Raw genomic sequence first — 20823 nt, forward strand, 5'->3', positions numbered from 1 at the left:
GGAGCCGGGTTCGAGGGCGGTCACAGCGAGCGCGGGCGACAGAGCCCTACTCGAACGCGGCGGCGCGCGCGCCGGGCAGCTGCTGCAGCATCTCCCGCGCCTGCGCGGCGACCTTGTGCTCGCACAGCACCTCGTACTTCGTGGCCACCGTCTGGGTCACCGAGGTGAAGTCCCGCTTGCCCCGGGTCAGCGCGTAGCCGGCGGCGGCGAAGGCGATCCCGATGGCGATGCCCAGGGCCAGGCAGCTGAGGATCAGCACCAGGACGCTGGCCGGGCGGGTGAAGAGGAGCATGATGATGCCGACCAGCAGACCGGTCGAGACACCGGAGGAGACACCCTGCGAGAGCACCGTGCTCCAGCTCTTCCGTCCCAGCACCCGCTCCACGGACTTGAGCTCGGTGCCGACGATGGCGAGGTTCTGCACGGCGAACTTCTCGTCGGCGAGGTAGTCGACCGCCTTCTGGGCGTCGGCGTAGCTGTTGAAGATCCCGACGGACTGCGGGAACTCGAGCTCGAACATCGAGCCGGCCTGCGGACGCTGAGCGGACATGGACCCACCTCTTGACGTGACGAAGAAGACCCCAGTGTATCTACGCCGACCCTCGGGATCAGCGTCGCCAGCCGGCGAGGGCGACCACCAGCTTGTCCTCCACCGGTCGCGGCGAGGCACCCGAGTACTGGCTGAGCATCGAGAACACGTACAGGCGACCGTCCCGTCCCCGGACGTAGCCGCTGAGGGCGGTCACGCCGGTCAGGGTCCCGGTCTTGGCCCAGGCGTTGTCAGCCGCCCGGGTCCCGTTCATCCGGCGGCGCAGGGTGCCCCCGACCATCCGGTTGCTGTTCCCGGCCACGGGCAGGGAGGCCTTGAAGGCCGCGAACCAGGTCTCGCGCTGCACCTTGACCAGCAGCGTGCCCATGGCTCGCGGGGTGATGGTGTTGGAACGGGTCAGTCCGGAGCCGTCGGTCAGGACGAGACCCGTAAACGGGACCCCCGTCGCCGACAGGTACGCCCGGGTGGCGGCCAGACCCTTCGCCCAGGTGCCGGGAGCCCCGGACCGCTTCGCGCCCATCGCCTTGGTCAGCGCCTCGGCGTGCATGTTGTTGGACAGCTTCATGAAGGGCACCAGCAGCTGGGACAGGGGCATCGAGTAGTCGGTGCCGAGCACCCGGCGACCCGACGTCGGCGTGACCAGGACGGTCGTCCCACCCCGGACGGTCACGCCGGCCTTCTTCAGCTCGGCCCGGAAGACCGCGGCGGCGTAGAGGTCGGGGCGGTTCACGGTGATCAACCGACTGCCGGAGCGACCGGCGCCCACCCTGCCCCGGAGCGTGATCGTGTCCGAGCCGTGGATGCGGCTCGCCGAGAACGTGGTCGAGCTGCCCTTCTTCCCTGTGGTGGTGAGGTTCCTCAGATCCAGGGAGGCCGCGGCGGCTGCCGGCGTGGTGGTGATCTTGGCCTTCTTGCCCACCGAGCCGGCCCGGTACCTGATGATCACGGTGCCGGAGTCGTAGTCGGTGTTGGGCGCCAGGGTCAGCGCCGAGATCGGGGCGGCGTAGTAGTCGTCGGCGTAGCCGGTCTTCCAGGTCGGGTTGTAGCGGACGCTGTCGAAGTAGGTCGCGTCCACGACCAGCTTTCCTGTCACCGTACGGATCCCGGCCGCCCGCACCCGCTGGGCCAGGGCTGCGTAGTCGCCCGACCGGGACGTCGGGTCCCCGTAGCCCTTGAGGTAGAGGCGGCCGTCCAAGGTGCCGCCGCTGACGGCGGCGCGGCTGATCACCTCGGTGCGGAACCGGTAGCCGGGTCCCAGGGTGTGCAGGGCCGCCGCCGCGGTGACGATCTTGGTGTTGGAGGCCGGGATGGAGGCGCGGCCGCCGCTCCGCTGGTAGAGCTCGCTGCCGGTGGCGGCGTCGTAGACCACGGCGGAGGTGCGCCCCTTGGTGATCCGGGAGTCCTTCATCACCGACGCGATCTTGGACGCCAGAGCCGGGTCGGACACCCTGGCCGCCGCCGTGGGCAGGTGGTCCGGCGGCCCGACGAAGCCGGCTCCGGAGATCGCCAGGCCGACGGCCACGGCGACGACCAACGCTCTCGGGGCGGTGATCGACGGCAGCCGGCGGCCGGTGATCACCGCGCCCAGACGGGGAAGTGATCTGGACACGGGAACTCCTCGGATTGTGCTCCCCCGAGCTCGTCCGAACAGTAACCCACCATCATGCCGGCGGGAAGACGCAGATCATCCCGGCGGGAAGACGCAGAACTCGTTGCCCTCGGGATCGGCCAGCACGTCCCAGGCGAGGTCGTCACCCCGACGACGGAGCAGCCGGGCCCCGGTCGCGATCAGTCCGTCGGGGTCGCCGACCACGTCCCAGTGGATGCGGTTCTTCACCGTCTTCGGCTCGGGCACGGCTTGGAAGCACCAGTCGACCGGCAGCCCGTCACCTGCCTCGAGCCACCAGAACGACCCGTCGTCGCTCTCGTGGGCGGCGGCGCCGAGTCGAGCGCCCCACCACCCCGCGAGGGCAGCTGGGTCGGCGGCGTCGACGACGATCTCCAGCAGCCGGTAGGTCGACAGCGGCGGATCCGGGGGGCGGACGAAGACGCACAGCTCGCCTCCCTCGGGGTCGGCCAGCAGGGTCCAACGCGGCAGCTCGCGCAGCACCGTCGCTCCGCGGGACTCCAGCTCGCGGACCTCGCGCACCAGCACGTCCAGGTGGACCCGCTGCTTCACGGTCCTCGGTTCCGGCACCCGGTTGATCCAGACCGTGTGCTCGGCGATGGCGTCAGTCAGCCGATGAGCGCCGTCGTCCAACCGGTCGTCGGTCAGCCCCAGCGTCGCGGCCCAGAACGCCGCCAGCAGGTCCGGGTCGGCGGCGTCGAGACAGAGGTCCTTGAACCGACACCTGTCCCCCGTGGGGCCGCCGATCCGCGACATGGACACCTCCCGCCGGCTGCCGAACCGTCAGCCGTCGGCCAGGTCCAGCTTCGACCGGAGCCGGTCGATGTGCTCCGAAGCCTGCGCCTTGTTGATGTCGGCCGGCAACGTCTCGCCCGCCTGCCGGGCCAGCGAGTCGAGGTAGGACCGCTGCGAGTCGGTCATCGGGTCGTCGCCACTCACCCAGTCGCTGGGGTCCTTGATGCTGCTGTCGTCACCGCCGGGGGCGGGATCATCGGGGCTCGCCCCGATGAAGGCGACCTCTTCCTCGGCGGCCTGGGAACCTTCGGACGCGAATTCACTCATGTTTACAGTGTAAGTCGCATCTGGCTGCACCCCACCGTGCCGTCGTGTCTGAGCGTGGGGGGCGGTCGGCGGCTCCGGCCTATACCGTGGGCCCGTGGCGTCGCGAGAGAGCTCGGTGTTCATCTCCCGACTGAAGAACCTGCCTGTCCTGGACGTGGCCGGTGATCAGCTCGGGCGGGTGCGCGACGTCATCGTCCAGCGCCGGGTCGACGGACGCCCGCCGCGGGTGAAGGGGCTCCTGGTGGAGCTGTTCGCCCGGCACCGGATCTTCATCTCGATGGCGCGGGTCCGCAACGTGGACCCCACCCAGATCGTCATCTCCGGTGTCCTCAACACCCGCCGGTTCGAGCGTCGCGACTCCGAGATCCTGGTCATCGACGACCTCTTCGACCAGTCCGCTCAGCGCACGGACCAGCAGACCCCGGCCGTCGTCTTCGACGTCGCCATGCAGACCACCCGGGTGCACGAGTGGGAGCTCAGCGAGGTCGCCATCCGCGAGAGCCGGCCCCGGGCGTTCGGCCGCCGCGGCCACGTCACCATCCTCGACTGGGACGAGGTGCGGATCAGCGGTTTCGACGCCACCTTCCAGGGCACCGACCACCTGCTCGCCGAGTTCGAGGACATGAAGGCCGCCGACGTCGCGCGCGAGCTGCACAACATGACCCCCGAGCGGCGGGCGGAGGTCGCGGCCGCGCTCGACGACGTGAAGCTCGCCGACGCCCTCGAGGAGCTGCCGGAGGAGGAGCAGGTCCAGCTCATCCAGGGTCTCGACCCCGAGCGGGCGGCCGACGTCCTGGAGGAGATGGATCCCGACGACGCCGCCGACCTGATCGGCGAGCTCGCGCCCGAGGTGGCCGAGCGGCTGCTGAACCGGATGGAGCCCGAGGAGGCCAAGGACGTCCGCCGGCTGTTGATCTACGAGGACTTCACCGCGGGCGGCATGATGACCCCGGAGCCGGTGATCCTCGCTCCGGATGCGACAGTCGCCGAGGCTCTGGCGAAGGTGCGGGACGCCGAGCTCACCCCGGCGCTGGCCTGCATGGTCTACGTCTGCCGGTCCCCGCTGGAGACCCCGACCGGCCGTTACGTCGGGGGGGTCCACTTCCAGCGTCTCCTGCGCGAGCCGCCCTCGACGCTGGTGTCGGCGCTGCTGGACTCCGACCTGGAACCGCTGCAGGCCGAGACCAAGCTCCACGTCGTGTCCCGCTACTTCGCCACGTACAACCTCGTCAACGCCCCGGTGCTGGACGCCGACCGGCGGCTGCTGGGCGCGGTGACCGTGGACGACGTGCTCGACCACGTGCTGCCGCCCGACTGGCGCGGGACGCAGCTGGACGCCCTGTCCGCGCAGACGAACCTGGGGTCGCGGCGCTCTCGCGGGCGGTCGGTGAGCCGTGGCTAGGGCCGAGCGCGAGCCGGACCGGCTGAACACCCCCGGCCGGCGGAAGCGCTCGATCCTGCCCCGGCCGCGCTGGGACACCGACACGTTCGGCGCCTTCGCCGAAGGCTTCGCCCGGTTCATGGGCACCGCGCGCTTCCTCGCCTGGATGACGGTGATCATCATCTGCTGGGTGCTGTGGAACGTGCCGTTCGGTCCGACGCGGCCGCAGTTCGACGAGTACCCGTTCATCTTCCTCACGCTGGTGCTGTCGCTGCAGGCCTCGTACGCCGCCCCGCTCATCCTGCTCGCGCAGAACCGGCAGGAGTCGCGGGACCGCGTCGCCATCGAGCGGGACCGCGAGCAGGCCGCCCAGAGCCGGGCGGACATGGACTACCTGGCGCGAGAGATCGCCGGGCTGCGGATGTCGGTCGGCGAGCTGGCCACCCGCGACTACGTCCGCTCGGAGCTGCGCAACGAGCTCCGCTCCATCCTGGCCGACCTGGCCGATCTCGACGACGAGGACCGAGAACGGGACCGGGACCGCGACCGGGACCGCGACCGCGACCGGGACCGCGACCGGGAACGGGAACGGAACGGCTGAGTGACCGCGGCGGACCCGACGCCGGACCTCGGTCTGGCTCGCCGGTTGGTGGCCCGACAGTTCCCGGAGTGGGCACACCTACCGGTCACCGAGGTCGAGCTCAGCGGCTGGGACAACCGCACCTTCCGTCTCGGTGACGAGCTGACGATCCGCCTTCCCCGCTCGCGCTCCTACGCCGAGCAGGTGGCCAAGGAGCAGCGCTGGTTGCCGGTGCTCGGCCCGCGGCTCCCGGTGCCGATCCCCCGGCCGGTCGCCCAGGGACGGCCGGGACTCGGCTACCTCCACACCTGGTCGGTCTACGCCTGGATCGACGGCCGCCCGGCAACCCCGGACCGGATCGAGGACCAGATCGCCCTCGCCCGCGCGGTGGCCACGTTCCTGGTGGCCCTGCGGGCGTGCCCCGCCGACGGCGGTCCGCTGCCCGGGCAGCACAACTGGTGGCGGGGCGGACCGCTCGACCACTATCTCGACGAAGCCCGGGCGGCGCTGGCCGTCCTCGCCGACGAGGTCGACGTGCCGGCCGCGACCGCGATCCTGGACACCGCCGTGGCCAGCACCTGGTCCGGGCCGCCGGTCTGGTTCCACGGCGACATCGCCTTCGGCAACCTGCTGGTCCGCGACGGACGGCTGGCGGCGGTGATCGACTTCGGGACCAGCGGCATCGGCGACCCGGCCTGCGACGTCGTGCTCGCGTGGACGCTGCTGTCGGGCCCCGGTCGGGCGGCCTTCCACGACGCGCTGGGTCTGGACCACGACACCTGGGCCCGGGGCCGCGGTTGGGGGCTGTGGAAGGCGTTGATCACCGTCGCCGGCAGCCGCGACACCGACGTGGCGGCCGCCGACGACGCCCGACGGGTGCTGCGGGAGATCCTGGACCATCCGGTGTCGGCTCCACCACAGTCGGCGTGCGACGCCGCGGAAGCGAACTAACCTGGCCCAGTGCCTGTCTCGACTGCCTCCCCCCTGCTCGATCGCGTCCGCGACGCCCTGACCCGGGTCAACGATCCCGAGATCCGGCGGCCGATCACGGAGCTCGGCATGGTGGCCGCCGTCGAGGAGACCACTCCCGGTCTCGTCCGCATCGAGGTGCTCCTCACCGTCTCCGGCTGCCCGATGAAGGACACCCTGCGGCGGGACGTGACCGCGGCGGTGTCCACCGTCGCCGGCGTCGAGACGGTGCAGGTCGATCTCGGGGTGATGAGTGACGAGCAGCGCGCCGGGTTGCGCGAGCTGTTGAAGGGCGGCCAGGCCGAGCGCGAGATCCCGTTCGCCCAGCCCGGTTCGCTGACCACCGTGATCGCGATCGCCTCCGGCAAGGGCGGCGTCGGCAAGTCCTCGGTCACCGTCAACCTGGCCATGGCGCTGGTCCGCCTCGGGCGCACGGTCGGGATCCTGGACGCGGACATCTACGGACACTCGGTCCCGGCCATGCTCGGGGTGGCCGACGCGCGACCGACGGCGGTCGAGGACATGATCATGCCGGTGCCCACCAACGGGCTCAAGGCCATCTCGATCGGCATGATGAAGCCGAGTCGGGACCAGGTCGTCGCCTGGCGGGGCCCGATCCTGGACCGGGCGCTGACCCAGATGCTGGCCGACGTCTACTGGGGTGACCTGGACTTCCTGCTGCTGGACCTCCCCCCGGGGACCGGGGACGTGGCGATCTCCTTGGGCCAGAAGCTGCCCAACGCCGAGGTGATCGTGGTGACGACCCCGCAGCAAGCCGCTGCCGAGGTGGCCGAGCGGGCCGGGACGATGGCGTCGATGATGAACCAGCGGGTGATCGGCGTGATCGAGAACATGGCCTACCTGGAGATCACCTGCCCGGACTGCGGCAGCATCCACCGGATGGACGTCTTCGGCTCCGGCGGCGGACAGGACGTGGCCACCACCCTGAGCACCCGGCTGGGCTACCCGGTGCCGCTGCTGGGTCAGGTGCCGCTGGATCCGACCCTGCGGGTCGGGGGCGACGACGGCGTACCGGTGACTGCGGGGGACACCGACTCAGCGGCCGGAGCCGCCCTGACCGCGATCGCAGAGGGTCTCGCCGCGCGGGGTCGTGGTCTGGTCGGCCGCCAGCTCGGTCTGGCTCCCACCGGCCGCTGACCAGACTCCCAGCTGTCAGCCCTCGCTGGTGGTTCCGGCCACCAGGTCCTGGCCCCGGATCAGGTCGCGTCGGGGTCGAACGGGGTCAGCACCCGCGCCACCGAGGCGCCGTTCATGGCCGCCTGGTGACCGTTCGTCCGCGCTGAGGACTTGGCGTCCTCCATGGCGGCCGTCACGTCCGAGGCCGCGGTGCGACCCGCGGCGGTCGACTCGGCGATCTCCTTCTTGACGTCGGCCACGATCGGGTCCACGTCGTCCATCAGGTGCTTCTGGATGAAGGTCTTCGGGTTCAGGTCGCGGACGTCCAGGTCGGAGAACTCGGGACCGAGCTCCTTGCTGAGCTGCTCCTGCGCGCTGCCGGCCATCGTCCGGACGTACTTGATGACCCGGGCCGCCTTGCGGGCGAACTCGGGCAGCTTCTCCGGTCCGAAGAGGATGACGGCGATGACCACCAGGACCAGGAGCTCCGGCGCCCCTACGTCGAACATGCGCTCACGCTAGCCAACACGACTCCCCAAGGTCACGTCGGTGGTGCGCGGCTGCCCACCCCGTTCGTAGGTCACGGTCACCCGGTCACCGGGTCGGTGGGTCCGGACCGCGACGATGAGCTCCTCGGCGGTGCTGACCGACTGCTCGTCGATCGCGGTGACGACGTCGTCGACCTGCAGACCGGCGTCGTCGGCCGGACCGCCGCCGTCGACCTCCGACAGCCGTACGCCGTCGGAGTCCGCCCGGCCGAGGTTCACCCCGATGACGGGATAGGTCGCCTTGCCGTCGGCGATCAGCAGCTTGCCGATCTCCATCGCCTGGTTGATCGGGATGGCGAACCCGAGACCGATGTTGCCGCTGGTGGTACGGCTCTGTCCGAGGGTCAGGATCGCGGAGTTGACCCCGACCACCCGAGCCGCCGCGTCGACCAGCGGGCCGCCGGAGTTGCCGGGGTTGATGGCCGCGTCGGTCTGGATGCCGTTGATGTAGGCGCTGGGCGAGTCCGCCCCGCCGTCGGAGTTGACCACCACCGGCCGGTTCTTGGCGCTCACGATGCCCTGGGTCACGGTGCTGGCCAGCGCGAGCGGGGAGCCGATCGCCACCACCTGCTCCCCCACCTGCACCTGGTCGGAGTCTCCGACGGGCATCGGGGTCAGGGCGTGGTCGTCGGTCAGCTTGATGATGGCCAGGTCGTACGAGGGGCTGCGGCCCACGAGCTCGGCCCGCTTGCGGGCCCCGTCGGAGAACACGACTGTGATCCGGCCCCCGTCGGCGGCGTCGGCGATCACGTGGTTGTTGGTCATGATGTGACCGTCGGTGTCGAGCACGAACCCGGAGCCGGTGCCCCCGGAACCGTTCGCGCCGACCCGGATCATCACGGTGCTCGGCAGCGCCGAGGCGGCGACCTGGACGGTGTCGATCTGGCTCGGGGCCGGCGGCACGGGCGTGCCCGTCGGAGCGGCGGTCGAGTTCGTGGGGCCCGCCGACGGCTGGGCCGGGGCGGCGGAGGTGGCCGGGGCGCTGGTCTGCGCCAACCGGGAGCCGCCGTACCCGGCCGCCGTGCCGACCAGGGCGGCCAGCAGGGCGGCGACGAGCAGGATCACACCGGTCCGTTGACGGCGGGCCGGACGCCCGGGCGGGACCGTCACTCCGGCCGAGCCCGCAGGCCCGCCGGTCCTCGGCGGCTGCGGCGGCAGACCGGGAGAGACGGGGTAGCCCATCGGGGCGGCGAAGGAGGGCGGCGCGGCCGAGCCGTACGCCGGGATCACCTGGGTCGGCTCGTCGACCCGCGGAGGTGGCCCGCCGAACGGACCGTAGTACTGACTCGCCGGGGCATCCTGGCGGCCGAAACCGGGGTGCTCGCTCGACGCACGGTCAGGGGGCCAGTGATCGGTTCGGGTCTGGCCAGGTCGGGTCTGGTCAGGTCGGGTCTGATCGGGTCGGAGCTGTTCCACCGGCTGGTCGGTGCCGGGCGCATCGGTCGGTGCGGGGGGCGGCTGGACGTCGGCGTCGGCGGCCGAGTCCCACCGGTCCCCGAAGAACCAGTCGGAACCCGAGTCGTCGCGGCCGGAACGATCGTCGCGGCCCGACCGGTCATCGGGGGCCGCCGAGCGGTCCTCGTCAGCCATCTCGCCACCGCTCATCGACCGAAGATGCGGGACCAGCCCGCGCGAACGCGTTCCATCGTAGTCGGCTGCTCCGGCTCGTCGTGGGGAAGCGCAGCCACCGCGGCCGCCAGCGTCTCCCGGGATCCGTCCGTCACCACCGTCATGACCACGTCGCCCGAGACCCAGCTCGCCGTGGTCGGCATGCCGGAGGTGACCCATGCCCCCAGGGTCTCGTTCCGGGTGCTCCCCGTCGGTGCTCCGCTCAGCCGCCCGTGCTGCTCGACCACGCTGAGTGTCGTCAAACCGTCGCTGTAGACGAGGTGCACCAGCTCCGGGTCGTCGACCTGGTCGGTGCGCAGCCGCATCAGCGACAGACCGGCGAGCCGCTCGGCACAGATCCAGCCGTCCCGGCGCAGCTCGGCGGCCCGGGAGAGGGTGAGGGTGGCCGTGGTCCTGGCGGCCGCTCCGGCACCCACGGCGTCCTCGTCGGAGACGGCGTCGAAACGCAGGTCGGTGAGCCTGCTCGACACGTCCAGGTTGCCGCGGCCGTCGTAGGTCTCCTGACCCAGCAGCAGACCGGTCCGGGCGTCCAGCCACCAGCGGGCGACCACCCCGTCGAGCGCGCCGTCGGCCGGGTGGGCGGTCGGCTCGGTGGCCTCGATCACCACCGCGTCGCGGCCGCCGAAGGACTGGGCGACCCACCCGCGCAGCGCGTACCGGTCGGTGAGGAGGTCGACGAGGTCGGCGTCGGCCATCCGGGTCGACGAGTCGGCTTCGACGTAGGTGGTGTAGCCGGCAGGCTGGTGACCGGCGTCGGCCGGAGCGAGCCGGGTGCCGGCCCCGCCGTGGCTGCTGACCTGGACCGAGCTGGCGATCTGCTGGTCATCGCGCGTGACGCGGACCTGCTGGGTGCCGGTGTAGGTCAGCTCGTCACCGGCCTGGCCGGCCCGCACCAGGAGCTTCGCCGCCTTGGCCTCCGAGAGCGGCTTCGCGGTCAGGTCCACACCGGTCGGGGTGCCCGCCTCGGAACCGGGGGTCGACGGTCGGCCCTGCAGGGCGGCGCTGACCCGACCGTCGAGGGGGAAGGCGGAGACGACGGTGGTGAACTCGGTGACCGCTTGGCGCGTGGGGTCGACAGCCTGGGCGGTGTCGGTGGACGGCGCCGCCGCCCAGCCCATCCCGAGCACGGCCAGGACCGTCAACCCGCAGCCGAGCACACCCGCGACCAGTCGCGTGTGCAGCAGGTGGCGCTGACTGGGAAGCTCTCCCCCGCTCGGGGTCCGACGGAACGGACGCGTCCACAGAGGCTCGGTCGCGTCCTCCCCGGCGATCGAGACGAGCCGGTGCGAGAGGTCGACGGGAGCCGTCCCCGGATCGGTCGAGCCGGTCAGCAGGGAACGCACGTGGCGGAGCTCGGCGACCTCACGACGGCAGGCGGTGCAGTCGACCAGATGGGCCAGCAGACGCTCCCGGTCGGCGTCGGCCAGGGCGTCGTCGACGAAAGCCGACCGCAGCTCGGCGAGATCGGCGCACGAACGCGCACTCACGAACGCCTCGCGTACCCCGGTGCTGAGAGGCCGACCGACACCGGCGCGCCGCCCTCGGCCTCGATCCCCAGGTACCGCTCCCGCTCACCGCTGGGACGGCGATGGGCGAGGGCGGTGCGCAGCTGAGCACGGCCCCGGTGGATGCGGCTCCGGACGGTGCCGAGCTTGGTGTCCAGGACTGCGGCGATCTCCTCGTACGTCAGACCCTCGATGTCGCAGAGCACGACCGCCGCCCGGAACTCCGGGGGGAGGGCCGAGAGAGCGGCGGCGACGTCGTGATCGAGGTCGGCGTCGGCGAGCGCCTCCGAGGGAGTGGGCCAGCTGCTGGGCAGCCGCTCGTCGGCGCCGTCGACCATCCCGTCGAAGCGGATCTTCTGCTTGCGACGAGCCGTGTCCAGGAACAGGTTCGTGGTGATCCGGTGGAGCCAGCCTTCGAAGGTGCCGGGCTGGAAGGTGTGCAAGGACCGGAAGACACGGACGAACACGTCCTGGGTGAGGTCCTCGGCGTCGTGGGAGTTGCCGGTGAGCCGATAGGCCAGGCGGTAGACGCGGGCGCTGTGGTCCCGGACGATCTGCTCCCAGCTGGGCGGTGTCCAGTCCTGCGCGGCGGGCGGGGCCCAGGAGCGCGCGGCAGGACTCCCCACCTCCACCACGGCAGGAGGTGCGTCGGGCGTCGACCGACGGGCCATGACGCCTCCCCTCCCGAGCAGTCTCCTCACCAACGGACCTCTCATCTTTCCGGAGCATCCTGGACGGAGACTGAGACGAGCCTGTCAGGACGCTGTGCAGGACCTCGATGTGGCCAACGTCTCAGTCGGTCGCCGGGTTCCCGGTCGGCCTGGAGAGGGTCGGCTCACGCCGGCCCGGTCGGCAGCCCGGCCGCCCGCAACGACGCCCGCAACGAGGCCGTCTCGGTCTCGGTCGCCGGGGGCATGGGCGGACGCAGCCGACCGTTGCCGCGGGCCTGGAGCCGAAGACCGGCCTTGACCATGATGCAGCCCTGCGTGACGAACACACCGGTGAAGATCGGCAGCAGCCGCCGGTGCCACTCGAGCGCGGTCACCGGGTCGCCGCCCACGAAGGCGTCGATGAGCCGCGACATGCCGACACCGCTGAAGTGGGTCGAGGTGCCGACCACGCCGACACCGCCGACCGACAGCAACGGCAGCGTCAGGGCGTCGTCGCCGGCGTAGTACGCCAGACCGGTCTCGGCCATCACCCGCGCCGACCCCTGCAGGTCACCCTTGGCGTCCTTGACGGCGACGATCCGCTCGTGATCGGCCAGCGCCAGCAAGGTGTCCGTGGCGATCGGCACTCCCGATCGGTGCGGGATGTCGTACAGCATCACCGGCAGCCCGGTCCCGTCGGCGACCGCGCGGAAGTGCGCGAGCAGGCCGCTCTGCGGCGGCCGCGAGTAGTAGGGCGTGACCACCAGCAGACCGGCGGCGTCGGCCTTCTCGGCGGCGGCGGCCAGGCGGAGGGTGTGCGCGGTGTCGAAGGTGCCGACCCCGGCGAGGACGTGGCAGCGGTCCCCCACGGCGTCGACCACCGCCTCGAGCAGCGCGGTCTTCTCGGCGTCGGAGGTGGTCGGCGACTCCCCCGTCGTGCCGCTGATCACCAGCCCGTCGTGGCCCAGCTCGTCGACCAGGTAGGTGGCCAGCTCGGCCGCGCCGGTGCAGTCGAGGGCGCCGTCGTCGGTGAACGGTGTCACCATCGCCGTCAGCAGACGTCCGAACGGGGGCGCGGGGGACATGCGGATCATCCTAGGCCGCGGAATCTCTCGCGAGGTCGGCCGCAACGGCGGGGAAACCACAGATAGTGTGGCCGACCCCGACCGACGGGCGGACCGGCGACGGAGCGGCCCGCAGTGGCGCTCGGCTGTGGCGCCCGGCCGGGCCGATCGGCGGCCGCTGCCTCCGACGCTTGCCCGGGAGAGCGGGAGCGCCGCCAACCACTACGCTTACCGCCGTGACCGCTGCACCCACGAAGACCGCTGTGAAGTCTGCTCCCAAGCCCGCCTCCTGGGCGTACGCGGAGGACTTCGTCGCCGAGTCCGAGGCCGCCGCCGAGGCGCGTGCCGCTTCCGGGCCCCTCGGAGTGACCCCGATCGGCCGGGGCGGCGCCAGCACCTTGACCTTCCTCGCCTCCGTGCTGCACGCCAAGGCCGTGGTCGAGATCGGCACCGGCTCAGGCGTCTCGGGACTGGCGCTCTTCGCCGGGATGGCGCCCGACGGGATCCTGACCAGCGTGGACATCGAGGCCGACCACCAGCGGGTCGCCCGCAAGGCCTTCCTCTCGGTCGGCATCCCCACCCAGCGCTTCCGGCTCATCGCCGGCGCCGCCTTGAACGTGCTGCCCCGGCTGAGCGACGGTGCGTACGACCTGGTCTTCATCGACGCCGACAAGGTGGAGTACCCGGCGTACGTCGAGCAGGGCGTCCGACTGCTCCGCGCCGGCGGTGTCCTGGCCGTGGACAACGCGTTGCGCAGCGACCGGGTCGCCGACCCGAACGACGAGGACGACGAGGTGCTCGCCGTCCGTGACGCCCTCGGCATGGTCAGCGACGACGAGCAGCTCCGCCCGGTCCTGCTCCCCGTCGGCGACGGTCTGCTCGTCGCGGTGAAGCTCTGACGCAGGCGCACCTCACGGCGCCGTAGGGCGGCGCAAGCCGGCGCGACCGGGAGTGCACGAGAGTCGGAGCAGGACACGCTCTCCGTCCTGCTCCGACCGACGAACGACTTGTCCAGAGCGCCGGCGAGCGCCAGCTAGGCGCGGACAGTGATGCCCTTGCCGACGACGGTGATGCCGCCGGCGGAGACGGTGTAGCCGCGGGCCCGGTCGGCATCCACGTCGACGCCGATCGTCGCGCCCGGCTCGACCAGCACGTTCTTGTCCAGGATCGCGCGCTCGATCACCGCGCCCTCGCCGATCCGCGCGTTCTGCAGGATCACCGACTGGCTGATGGTGGCCCGGTTGGCCACCCGCACGTTCGGGGACAGCACGCAGTCGTCGATGCGACCACCGGAGATGATGCAGCCGGGGCTGACGATCGAGTCGGTCGCCGTGCCGGCCAGGGTGAACTTGGCGCCGGGCAGCTGCGCCATGTTGCTCCAGATCGGCCACTCGTTGTTGTAGAGGTTGAACACCGGGTCGACCGAGACGAGGTCCATGTGCGCCTCGTGGTAGGCGTCGATCGAACCGACGTCGCGCCAGTAGGCCTTGTCCCGGTCCTTGACCCCGGGCACCTCGTTGGAGGTGAAGTCGTAGACCTGCGCCTCGCCCTGGGAGACGAAGCTGGGGATGATGTCGCCGCCCATGTCGTGCCGGGAGTCCAGGTTCTCGGCGTCGGCGTAGAGCGCCTCGACCAAGGCGTCGCAGGTGAAGATGTAGTTGCCCATCGACGCGAACGAGGCGTTGGGGTCGTCGGGCAGCCCGGGCGGGTCGGCCGGCTTCTCCAGGAACTCCTTGATCTTGTGGTCAGCGGCGGCGTCGATCACGCCGAACTCGGTGGCCTGCTCACGCGGCACCCGGATGCCGGCGACGGTGCAGCCGAGACCGCCGGCGATGTGGGCGTCCAGCATCTGCTCGACGTCCATCCGGTAGATGTTGTCGGCGCCGAAGACCACCACGTAGTCGGGAGCCTCGTCGACGAACAGGTTCATCGACTGGAAGATCGCGTCGGCACTGCCCTGGTACCACCGAGGGCCGAGTCGCTGCTGTGCCGGCACCGGGGTGACGTAGTTGCCGAGCAGCGTGGACATCCGCCAGGTCACGGAGATGTGCTTGTCCAGCGAGTGCGACTTGTACTGGGTGAGCACCGCGATCTGTCGCATGCCGGCGTTCGCGAGGTTCGACAGCACGAAGTCGATCAACCGATAGGTCCCGCCGAACGGAACAGCGGGTTTTGCCCGGTCCATCGTCAACGGCATCAGCCGCTTTCCTTCACCGCCGGCGAGGACGATGGCGAGAACCTTGGGACGGGAGGTAGCCATGCGGTGAACCTATCGTTGCTCGACTCTGAGGCTGGACCCGGCACTGCCGGACCCGTGTCAACCTAGGTGGTGCGACCTCGGCCCGACAAGATCCCCCGGCGATGTCGCGGTCTGGTCATCACCTCGACGGCCGGCGTTCACCGGCGCGGCTGACCGCGAACGGCGGCTGTCGCCGAACCTGGGCGGAGGCCCTGTCCGGCGCCCGCACCGCTGTGCAACGATGCCGAGCATGAGTGCAGCCAGCGGTGACCGACTCAGCCTCTCCCTGTTCACCCGCGAGTACCCACCCTCCATCTACGGCGGCGCCGGGGTGCACGTCGCCCAGCTGGTGCCCCAGCTGCGCAAGCTCATCGACGTGGACGTGCAGTGCATGGGTGAGCCCCGCGAGGGCGCGACGGCGCACGCGGAGACCTATCCCGACGGCGCGAACACCGCGCTGCGGGTCTTCGGGGCCGACCTGTCCATGGCGGCGGCTGTGCCTCCGGTGGACCTGATCCACTCCCACACCTGGTACGCGATGCTCGGCGGGATGCTCGGCGCCATGTTGCAGGACATCCCGCACGTGGTGACCGCCCACTCCCTCGAACCCCACCGCCCGTGGAAGGCCGAGCAGCTGGGCGGTGGCTACCGGCTGTCGTCCTGGGCCGAGCGCACCGCCTTCGAGGCGGCCGACGCCGTGATCGCGGTCAGTGCCGGCATGCGGACGGACACCCTGGACTCCTACCGCGACCTCGACCCGGACAAGGTGCACGTGGTGCGCAACGGCATCGACACCGACGAGTTCTCCCCCGACTCGGGCACTGACGTCCTCACCGGTCTCGGCATCGACCCGGACCGCCCCACCGTGGTGTTCGTCGGCCGCATCACCCGACAGAAGGGCCTGATCCACCTGGTGCGGGCCGCCGAGCACCTGGATCCCGACACCCAGCTGGTGCTGCTGGCCGGCGCCCCGGACACCCCCGAGATCGCCCAGCAGATCGGCGACGCGTTCGCGGCCGTCAAGGCGAGCCGGGGCAACGTGATCTGGGTCGAGGAGATGCTGCCGCGGGCCCAGGTCCGTCAGGTCCTCTCCCAGGCCACCGTCTTCGCCTGCCCGTCGGTGTACGAGCCGCTCGGGATCGTCAACCTCGAGGCGATGGCCTGCGAGACCGCTGTGGTGGCGTCTGCGGTCGGCGGCATCCCCGAGGTCGTGGTCGACGGTGAGACGGGCTACCTGGTCCCGTACGACCCGGCCAAGGCCGACGACCCGGCCGCCGTGGCGGAGTTCGAGCAGCAGCTGGCGACCAAGATCAACTCCCTGACCCGGGACCGGGACCGGGCGGCGGCCTTCGGTCGGGCCGGTCGGCAGCGTTGCATCGACGAGTTCTCCTGGGCCAAGATCGCCGCCGAGACCGTCGACGTCTACCGCACGGCGATCGCGGTCCACGGCGCCTGACTCGGCTGGCCTCCTCCGCGATCGTTGATCACCGCGATCGGTGATCACCCGGTGATCTGCTGATCATGGTCGACTGCGCCGGTGATCATCGTCGCCCGGCGGCATCCGGTCGGTGCCCGCGATCGGCCGGGCGACGAGCGGCCCGTTCGGGCCCGACTCACCTCGCCGGAGACGCCACGACGGCCCCCTGCCGGAGCAGGGAGCCGTCGCGCATCTCGTGGCTGTCAGGGTCCTAGCCGACGACCTCTTTCAGTGCGCCGGCCAGCTCGGCGGCCTCGTCGGCGTTGAGCTCGACCACCAGGCGGCCTCCTCCTTCGAGCGGGACCCGCATGACGATCCCCCGGCCCTCTTTGGTGACCTCCATCGGACCGTCACCCGTCCGCGGCTTCATGGCAGCCATGTGCCCATCCTCATCTGTAGTCGACTGGCAGCTATCGATCCCGATTATTCCGTACTCAGCCAACTGCGTACCATGCGGGTCGCCACCCCGAGGTCGATCCTGACGGCCCGGGGCCGGCCGCACCGGCCGAACCACGGACCGCGACCACTACAGTCCCTGGCATGAGCGAGTCGACGGTGCTGGTCGAACGTGTCGGCGGGGTCGGTCTGATCCGGCTGAACCGTCCCGACGCCCTCAACGCCCTCGATCGGGCCACCAGGGTCGCGCTGCTCGCCGTCCTGCAGGACGTGGCCGCCGACCCCGGCGTCCGTTGCGTCGTGCTCACCGGGACGGGCCGCGCGTTCTGCGTCGGACAGGACCTCCGCGAGCACGGCGCCGAGCTGGAGCAGAGCGGTCCCGACGACCTGATGGTCACCGTGCCCGAGCACTACAACCCGATCGCCACCCTGGTGCACACCATGCCCAAACCGGTGATCGCCGCCGTGAACGGGGTGGCTGCGGGCGCCGGGGCCTCGTTGGCCTTCCTCGCCGACCTCCGGCTGGTCGCGGCCGGGGCAGGCTTCAACCTGGCTTTCGCCCAGATCGGGCTCTCGTGCGACACGGGGTCGTCCTGGAGCCTCCCGCGGTTGGTGGGCCCGACGGCGGCGCTACGCCTCCTCTACGCGGGCGGGACCATCGGCGCCGACGAGGCCCTGGACCTCGGGATCGCCACCGAGGTGGTCCCCGACGACGAGCTCGAGAACCGCGCGCTGGAGGTCGCCGGCCGACTGGCGGCTGGTCCGACGCAGGCGTACGCCGCGATCCGTCGGTCAGTGGCGTACGCGGCGCACACCTCGCTGACCGAGGCGCTGGCGTACGAGGCGGACATGATGGCGACGACCGGCGCGACCGAGGACCACCGGCAGGCCGTCGAGGCGTTCCTGGCCAAGCGCCCGCCGGTGTTCACCGGTCAGCTCGACTGAGCCCGCCGCGAGCTGAACCCACCGGAACCGACCCGGCCGACGCAGACCCGGCCGAGAGCCCGCAGGCTGGTGGCGAAACCGGCGCGCATCACCGGCAGCAGCAGACCGGCCAAGCGGGTGGGCAGCGACCCGCCCGCGACGTCGAAGATCTCGGCGCAGCGCACCACGCTCCCCCCGTCGGCGGCGGTGTGCACCACGAAGGTGCCCGGTCCGGTGAAGAACGGGCCCAGGTGCAGCACCTCCAGCAGACCCGGCTGGTCGTCGGTCGGCGGTTCCCAGGCGGTGACGACGAAGCGGTCGAGCAGTCCGATCGGCAGCCGGCCGAGCCAGAAGCCCGACAGGGCGACGCACCGTACGCCCAGACCTTCGTGGCGGTCACCGATCACGCGGACCGTGGTGAACGGGATCCACCGCCGTTGGCCCTCCCAGTCCACCAGCACCGACCACACCAGGTCGGAAGGCGCCGCGATGTCCTGGGACACCCGCAGGTCGACGCTCACGCGTGCGCGCCCGGGGTGCCGACGACGTCCACCGACCCATCCCCCTGGTCGGCGAACCGAGCCTCGTCGGGCCGGTCGCCGAACCGAGCCTCGCTGGCCTGGTCACCGAGCCGGGCCTCGAGCTCGGCGATCCGCTCGTCCCGTCCGGCCAGCTCCCCGCTGAGCCGGTCCAGCACGTCATCGACCTGGCTCATGGAGTAGCCACGGAGGGCGACACCGAACCGCAGCCGCTGCAGGTCGTCGGCGGTGAGCACCCGGTCCGCCGGGAGGTCCTGGCGGAACACGTCCCGCGTCGGTTCGGACGCCATCGATCCCAGTCCTCCTGCCGCGACGACCGCAGCCACTCCGAGCGCGGCGACCACGACCACCGCGATGAACCACTCCACCCCTCGATCGTGCCACGTCGGTCCGAGCCGGAGATGCAGGTCAGGCCGTCGGGCCGGAGTCACCCATGATCGCGACGGCTTCCTCCACGTCGTCGGTCACCCGCAGCAGGGCCAGGTCACGCTCGGCGATGCACCCGTAGCCGAGCACCGAGCTCCGCGCCCAGTCGAGCAGCCCCTGCCAGTAGTCGGAGCCGAACAGCACCACCGGGAACGACGTCACCTTCCGGGTCTGGACCAGGGTGAGCGCCTCGAACAGCTCGTCGAAGGTGCCGAAACCGCCGGGCATCACGATGAAGCCCTGGGCGTACTTGACGAACATCGTCTTCCGGGCGAAGAAGTACCGGAAGTTGATGCCCAGGTTGACGTAGTCGTTCAGACCCTGTTCGAAGGGCAGCTCGATGCCCAGCCCGACGGAGACGCCGCCCGCCTCGGCGGCCCCCTTGTTGGCGGCCTCCATGATCCCCGGACCGCCGCCGGTGATCACGGTGAAGCCCCGCTCGACCAGCCGGCGACCGACCTCCACCGCCGCGGCGTAGCTGGGGTGATCCCGGTGGATCCGGGCCGAGCCGAAGACGCTGACCGCCGGGCCCAGCTCGGCGAGGGTGCCGAAACCCTCGACGAACTCGCTCTGGATCCGCAGCACCCGCCAGGGGTCGGTGTGCACCCAGTCGCTCGGACCCCGGGAGTCCAGCAGCCGCTCGTCGGTCGTGGTCGGCAGCACCTGGTCCTCGCTGCGCATCACCGGACCCTGGAAGAACCGCGCTCGACGACCGCTCCGGACGACCTGCTCGGGCTTCCCCGACGTCTTCTCGTCACTCACATCCGCGACCCTAGTAGGCCCCGGTGCTCCCGGTCCCGGTGCTCCCGCACGACAGGCGAGCACCAGGTCAGCGAGGTGAGCGTCAGGCCAGGCGGGCGTGCATCAGGTCAGCCAGGCGAGCAGGGCGTCCCGGCAGCGGTAGACCTCGGCGGCCGGACAGAACTCGTCGTCGGCGTGGGCCTTGCTCGGGTTGCCCGGGCCGAAGTTCACCGCCGGGATACCCATCTCGGCGAACCGCGCCACGTCGGTCCACCCGAACTTGGCGCTGGCCTTCGCCCCCACCGCCTCCAGGAACTCCGCGGCGGCCGGACGGTCCAGACCGGGCCGGGCCCCGATGGCGACGTCGGTAACCTCCAGCTCGTAGCCGGGAAGCACCCCACGGACGTACGCCGCCGCCTCGTCCGCCGACTTGTCCGGCGCGAACCGGTAGTTGATCTCGATCCGGCACCGGTCGGGGATGACGTTGCCGGCGATGCCGCCGCTGATGGCCACGGCGTTCAGGCCCTCGCGATAGGTGAGACCGTCGACCACCACCTGGGCCGGCTCGTGCTCGGCCAGCAGCTGCAGCAGGGCGCCGGCGTCGTGGATCGCGTTGTGCCCCATCCAGGCCCGGGCCGAGTGGGCGGCGATCCCGGGCAGCTCGCAGATCAGCCGCATGGTGCCCTGGCAGCCGCCCTCGATCTGGGCGCTCGTCGGTTCGCAGAGCACGGCGAAGCCGCCGGCCAGCAGCTCGGGCCGCTCCCGACCGATCCGGCCGAGTCCGTTGAGCTCGGCCGCGACCTCCTCGTTGTCGTAGAAGATCCAGGTGAGGTCCCGCTGCGGGGCGGTGAGCGCGGCGGCGCAGACCAGCTGGACGGCCACCCCGCCCTTCATGTCGCAGGCCCCGCGCCCCCAGACCTCCAGGTCGTCGCCCTCGTTGACCGTCCAGTGCGGCACGTTGGCGGCGATCGGCACCGTGTCCAGGTGGCCGGCGATCACCACCCGCTCGGGGCGTCCGAGATGGGTCCGGGCCACCACCACGTTGCCGTCCCGGATCACCTCCAGATGCCCGTACGCCCGCAGGGCTGCCTCGACCGCGTCGGTGATCGCGAGCTCGTCGCCGCTCACCGACTCGATGTCGATCAGGGTCGTCAACAGCTCGACGGGGTCCCCCGCGAGGTCGAGCCGGACGGTGTCTGCGGAGGCTTCGGTCATGTGTGGAGCCTCTCGCGAGTGCAGGAGCGGTACCGGGCGACACGCCTTTCGTCGTTCGGTACGGCGACGAACGAGCGGGACTCGCGGAGCTTCATGACCGCGGAGCGCGGAGCGCGACAGCCGACGACGGACATGCAGGGCACCCTACCGACGCCGGTATCCTC

Annotated in this window: 22 protein-coding genes; 7 read left to right on the forward strand and 15 right to left on the reverse strand. The window is 71.3% G+C overall.

Annotated features, from left to right (window positions below; genetic code table 11):
* Positions 1-46: 46 nt before the first annotated feature.
* The 4 genes from ABD714_RS15260 to ABD714_RS15275 form a co-directional block, all read right to left on the reverse strand.
* The gene (locus tag ABD714_RS15260; RefSeq protein WP_344813241.1) at positions 47-550 is read right to left on the reverse strand and encodes a YflT domain-containing protein; all 504 of its coding nucleotides are present in this window, start codon (positions 548-550) and stop codon (positions 47-49) included.
* Between the two features lie 58 nt (positions 551-608).
* Positions 609-2159 (reverse strand): D-alanyl-D-alanine carboxypeptidase/D-alanyl-D-alanine endopeptidase, encoded by a 1551-nt coding sequence (dacB, locus tag ABD714_RS15265; RefSeq protein ID WP_344813242.1) that lies wholly within the window; start codon positions 2157-2159, stop codon positions 609-611.
* A gap of 75 nt (positions 2160-2234) precedes the next feature.
* Positions 2235-2933 carry a VOC family protein gene (locus tag ABD714_RS15270; RefSeq protein WP_344813243.1) on the reverse strand — a complete coding sequence of 233 codons (699 nt, stop codon included), beginning with the start codon at positions 2931-2933 and terminating at the stop codon, positions 2235-2237.
* 27 nt (positions 2934-2960) lie between these two features.
* Positions 2961-3239, reverse strand: coding sequence for a DUF3072 domain-containing protein (locus ABD714_RS15275; RefSeq protein WP_344813244.1), 279 nt, complete (start codon positions 3237-3239; stop codon positions 2961-2963).
* A 94-nt stretch (positions 3240-3333) separates the two neighbouring features.
* Here ABD714_RS15275 and ABD714_RS15280 point away from each other — a divergent pair, with 94 nt between their 5' ends.
* The 4 genes from ABD714_RS15280 to ABD714_RS15295 are packed head-to-tail and all read left to right on the forward strand — an operon-like array spanning position 3334 to position 7327.
* Complete coding sequence (locus ABD714_RS15280) at positions 3334-4641, forward strand: magnesium transporter MgtE N-terminal domain-containing protein (protein ID WP_425562401.1); 1308 nt, start codon at positions 3334-3336, stop codon at positions 4639-4641.
* Positions 4634-5221 carry a DUF1003 domain-containing protein gene (locus tag ABD714_RS15285; protein WP_344813245.1) on the forward strand — a complete coding sequence of 196 codons (588 nt, stop codon included), beginning with the start codon at positions 4634-4636 and terminating at the stop codon, positions 5219-5221. The genes ABD714_RS15280 and ABD714_RS15285 overlap by 8 nt, the downstream gene beginning before the upstream one ends.
* Positions 5222-6151, forward strand: coding sequence for an aminoglycoside phosphotransferase family protein (locus ABD714_RS15290; RefSeq protein ID WP_344813246.1), 930 nt, complete (start codon positions 5222-5224; stop codon positions 6149-6151).
* Between the two features lie 9 nt (positions 6152-6160).
* The gene (locus ABD714_RS15295) at positions 6161-7327 is read left to right on the forward strand and encodes an Mrp/NBP35 family ATP-binding protein (protein ID WP_344813247.1); all 1167 of its coding nucleotides are present in this window, start codon (positions 6161-6163) and stop codon (positions 7325-7327) included.
* Positions 7328-7386: 59 nt separating this feature from the next.
* On the opposite strand, the gene ABD714_RS15300 is transcribed toward ABD714_RS15295, so the two are convergent.
* From ABD714_RS15300 to dapA, 5 genes are all read right to left on the reverse strand, one after another.
* Complete coding sequence (locus ABD714_RS15300; protein ID WP_344813248.1) at positions 7387-7815, reverse strand: sec-independent translocase; 429 nt, start codon at positions 7813-7815, stop codon at positions 7387-7389.
* A gap of 9 nt (positions 7816-7824) precedes the next feature.
* A complete protein-coding gene (locus ABD714_RS15305; protein ID WP_344813249.1) occupies positions 7825-9459 on the reverse strand; it encodes a S1C family serine protease in 1635 nt (544 codons plus the stop codon).
* A complete protein-coding gene (locus ABD714_RS15310; RefSeq protein WP_344813251.1) occupies positions 9456-10970 on the reverse strand; it encodes a zf-HC2 domain-containing protein in 1515 nt (504 codons plus the stop codon). The genes ABD714_RS15305 and ABD714_RS15310 overlap by 4 nt, the downstream gene beginning before the upstream one ends.
* Positions 10967-11659 (reverse strand): RNA polymerase sigma factor SigE, encoded by a 693-nt coding sequence (gene sigE, locus ABD714_RS15315; protein ID WP_344813253.1) that lies wholly within the window; start codon positions 11657-11659, stop codon positions 10967-10969. Before sigE ends, ABD714_RS15310 begins: the two co-directional genes overlap by 4 nt.
* 164 nt (positions 11660-11823) lie before the next feature.
* Positions 11824-12723, reverse strand: coding sequence for a 4-hydroxy-tetrahydrodipicolinate synthase (gene dapA, locus ABD714_RS15320; protein ID WP_344813255.1), 900 nt, complete (start codon positions 12721-12723; stop codon positions 11824-11826).
* A 215-nt stretch (positions 12724-12938) separates the two neighbouring features.
* On the opposite strand from dapA, the gene ABD714_RS15325 reads away from it, so the two are divergent.
* On the forward strand, positions 12939-13601 hold the full coding sequence (locus ABD714_RS15325) for an O-methyltransferase (RefSeq protein ID WP_344813257.1): 663 nt from the start codon (positions 12939-12941) through the stop codon (positions 13599-13601).
* 134 nt (positions 13602-13735) lie between these two features.
* Here the strand turns inward: ABD714_RS15325 and glgC are convergent, their stop codons facing one another.
* The gene (glgC, locus tag ABD714_RS15330; RefSeq protein WP_344813259.1) at positions 13736-14962 is read right to left on the reverse strand and encodes a glucose-1-phosphate adenylyltransferase; all 1227 of its coding nucleotides are present in this window, start codon (positions 14960-14962) and stop codon (positions 13736-13738) included.
* Positions 14963-15191: 229 nt separating this feature from the next.
* Here glgC and glgA point away from each other — a divergent pair, with 229 nt between their 5' ends.
* Complete coding sequence (glgA, locus tag ABD714_RS15335; RefSeq protein WP_344813260.1) at positions 15192-16397, forward strand: glycogen synthase; 1206 nt, start codon at positions 15192-15194, stop codon at positions 16395-16397.
* A gap of 232 nt (positions 16398-16629) precedes the next feature.
* On the opposite strand, the gene ABD714_RS15340 is transcribed toward glgA, so the two are convergent.
* Positions 16630-16797: a DUF3117 domain-containing protein gene (locus ABD714_RS15340; protein ID WP_344809328.1), complete on the reverse strand. Its 168-nt coding sequence runs from the start codon at positions 16795-16797 to the stop codon at positions 16630-16632.
* A gap of 161 nt (positions 16798-16958) precedes the next feature.
* On the opposite strand from ABD714_RS15340, the gene ABD714_RS15345 reads away from it, so the two are divergent.
* On the forward strand, positions 16959-17759 hold the full coding sequence (locus tag ABD714_RS15345) for an enoyl-CoA hydratase/isomerase family protein (RefSeq protein ID WP_344813261.1): 801 nt from the start codon (positions 16959-16961) through the stop codon (positions 17757-17759).
* On the opposite strand, the gene ABD714_RS15350 is transcribed toward ABD714_RS15345, so the two are convergent.
* The 4 genes from ABD714_RS15350 to dapE all read right to left on the reverse strand — a co-directional run bounded on the left by ABD714_RS15350 (position 17747) and on the right by dapE (position 20659).
* Positions 17747-18259, reverse strand: a complete 513-nt coding sequence (locus ABD714_RS15350; RefSeq protein ID WP_344813262.1) for an SRPBCC family protein — start codon at positions 18257-18259, stop codon at positions 17747-17749. The genes ABD714_RS15345 and ABD714_RS15350 overlap by 13 nt on opposite strands.
* Positions 18256-18645: a DivIVA domain-containing protein gene (locus ABD714_RS15355; protein WP_344813263.1), complete on the reverse strand. Its 390-nt coding sequence runs from the start codon at positions 18643-18645 to the stop codon at positions 18256-18258. Before ABD714_RS15355 ends, ABD714_RS15350 begins: the two co-directional genes overlap by 4 nt.
* A 40-nt stretch (positions 18646-18685) precedes the next feature.
* Positions 18686-19384 carry an LOG family protein gene (locus ABD714_RS15360; RefSeq protein WP_344813589.1) on the reverse strand — a complete coding sequence of 233 codons (699 nt, stop codon included), beginning with the start codon at positions 19382-19384 and terminating at the stop codon, positions 18686-18688.
* Positions 19385-19567: 183 nt separating this feature from the next.
* Entirely contained in the window at positions 19568-20659 is a 1092-nt protein-coding gene (dapE, locus tag ABD714_RS15365; RefSeq protein WP_344813264.1) for a succinyl-diaminopimelate desuccinylase, read from the reverse strand.
* Between the last annotated feature and the right edge of the window lie 164 nt (positions 20660-20823).

Source organism: Microlunatus aurantiacus, assembly GCF_039536605.1.
Taxonomy (GTDB): domain Bacteria; phylum Actinomycetota; class Actinomycetes; order Propionibacteriales; family Propionibacteriaceae; genus Microlunatus; species Microlunatus aurantiacus.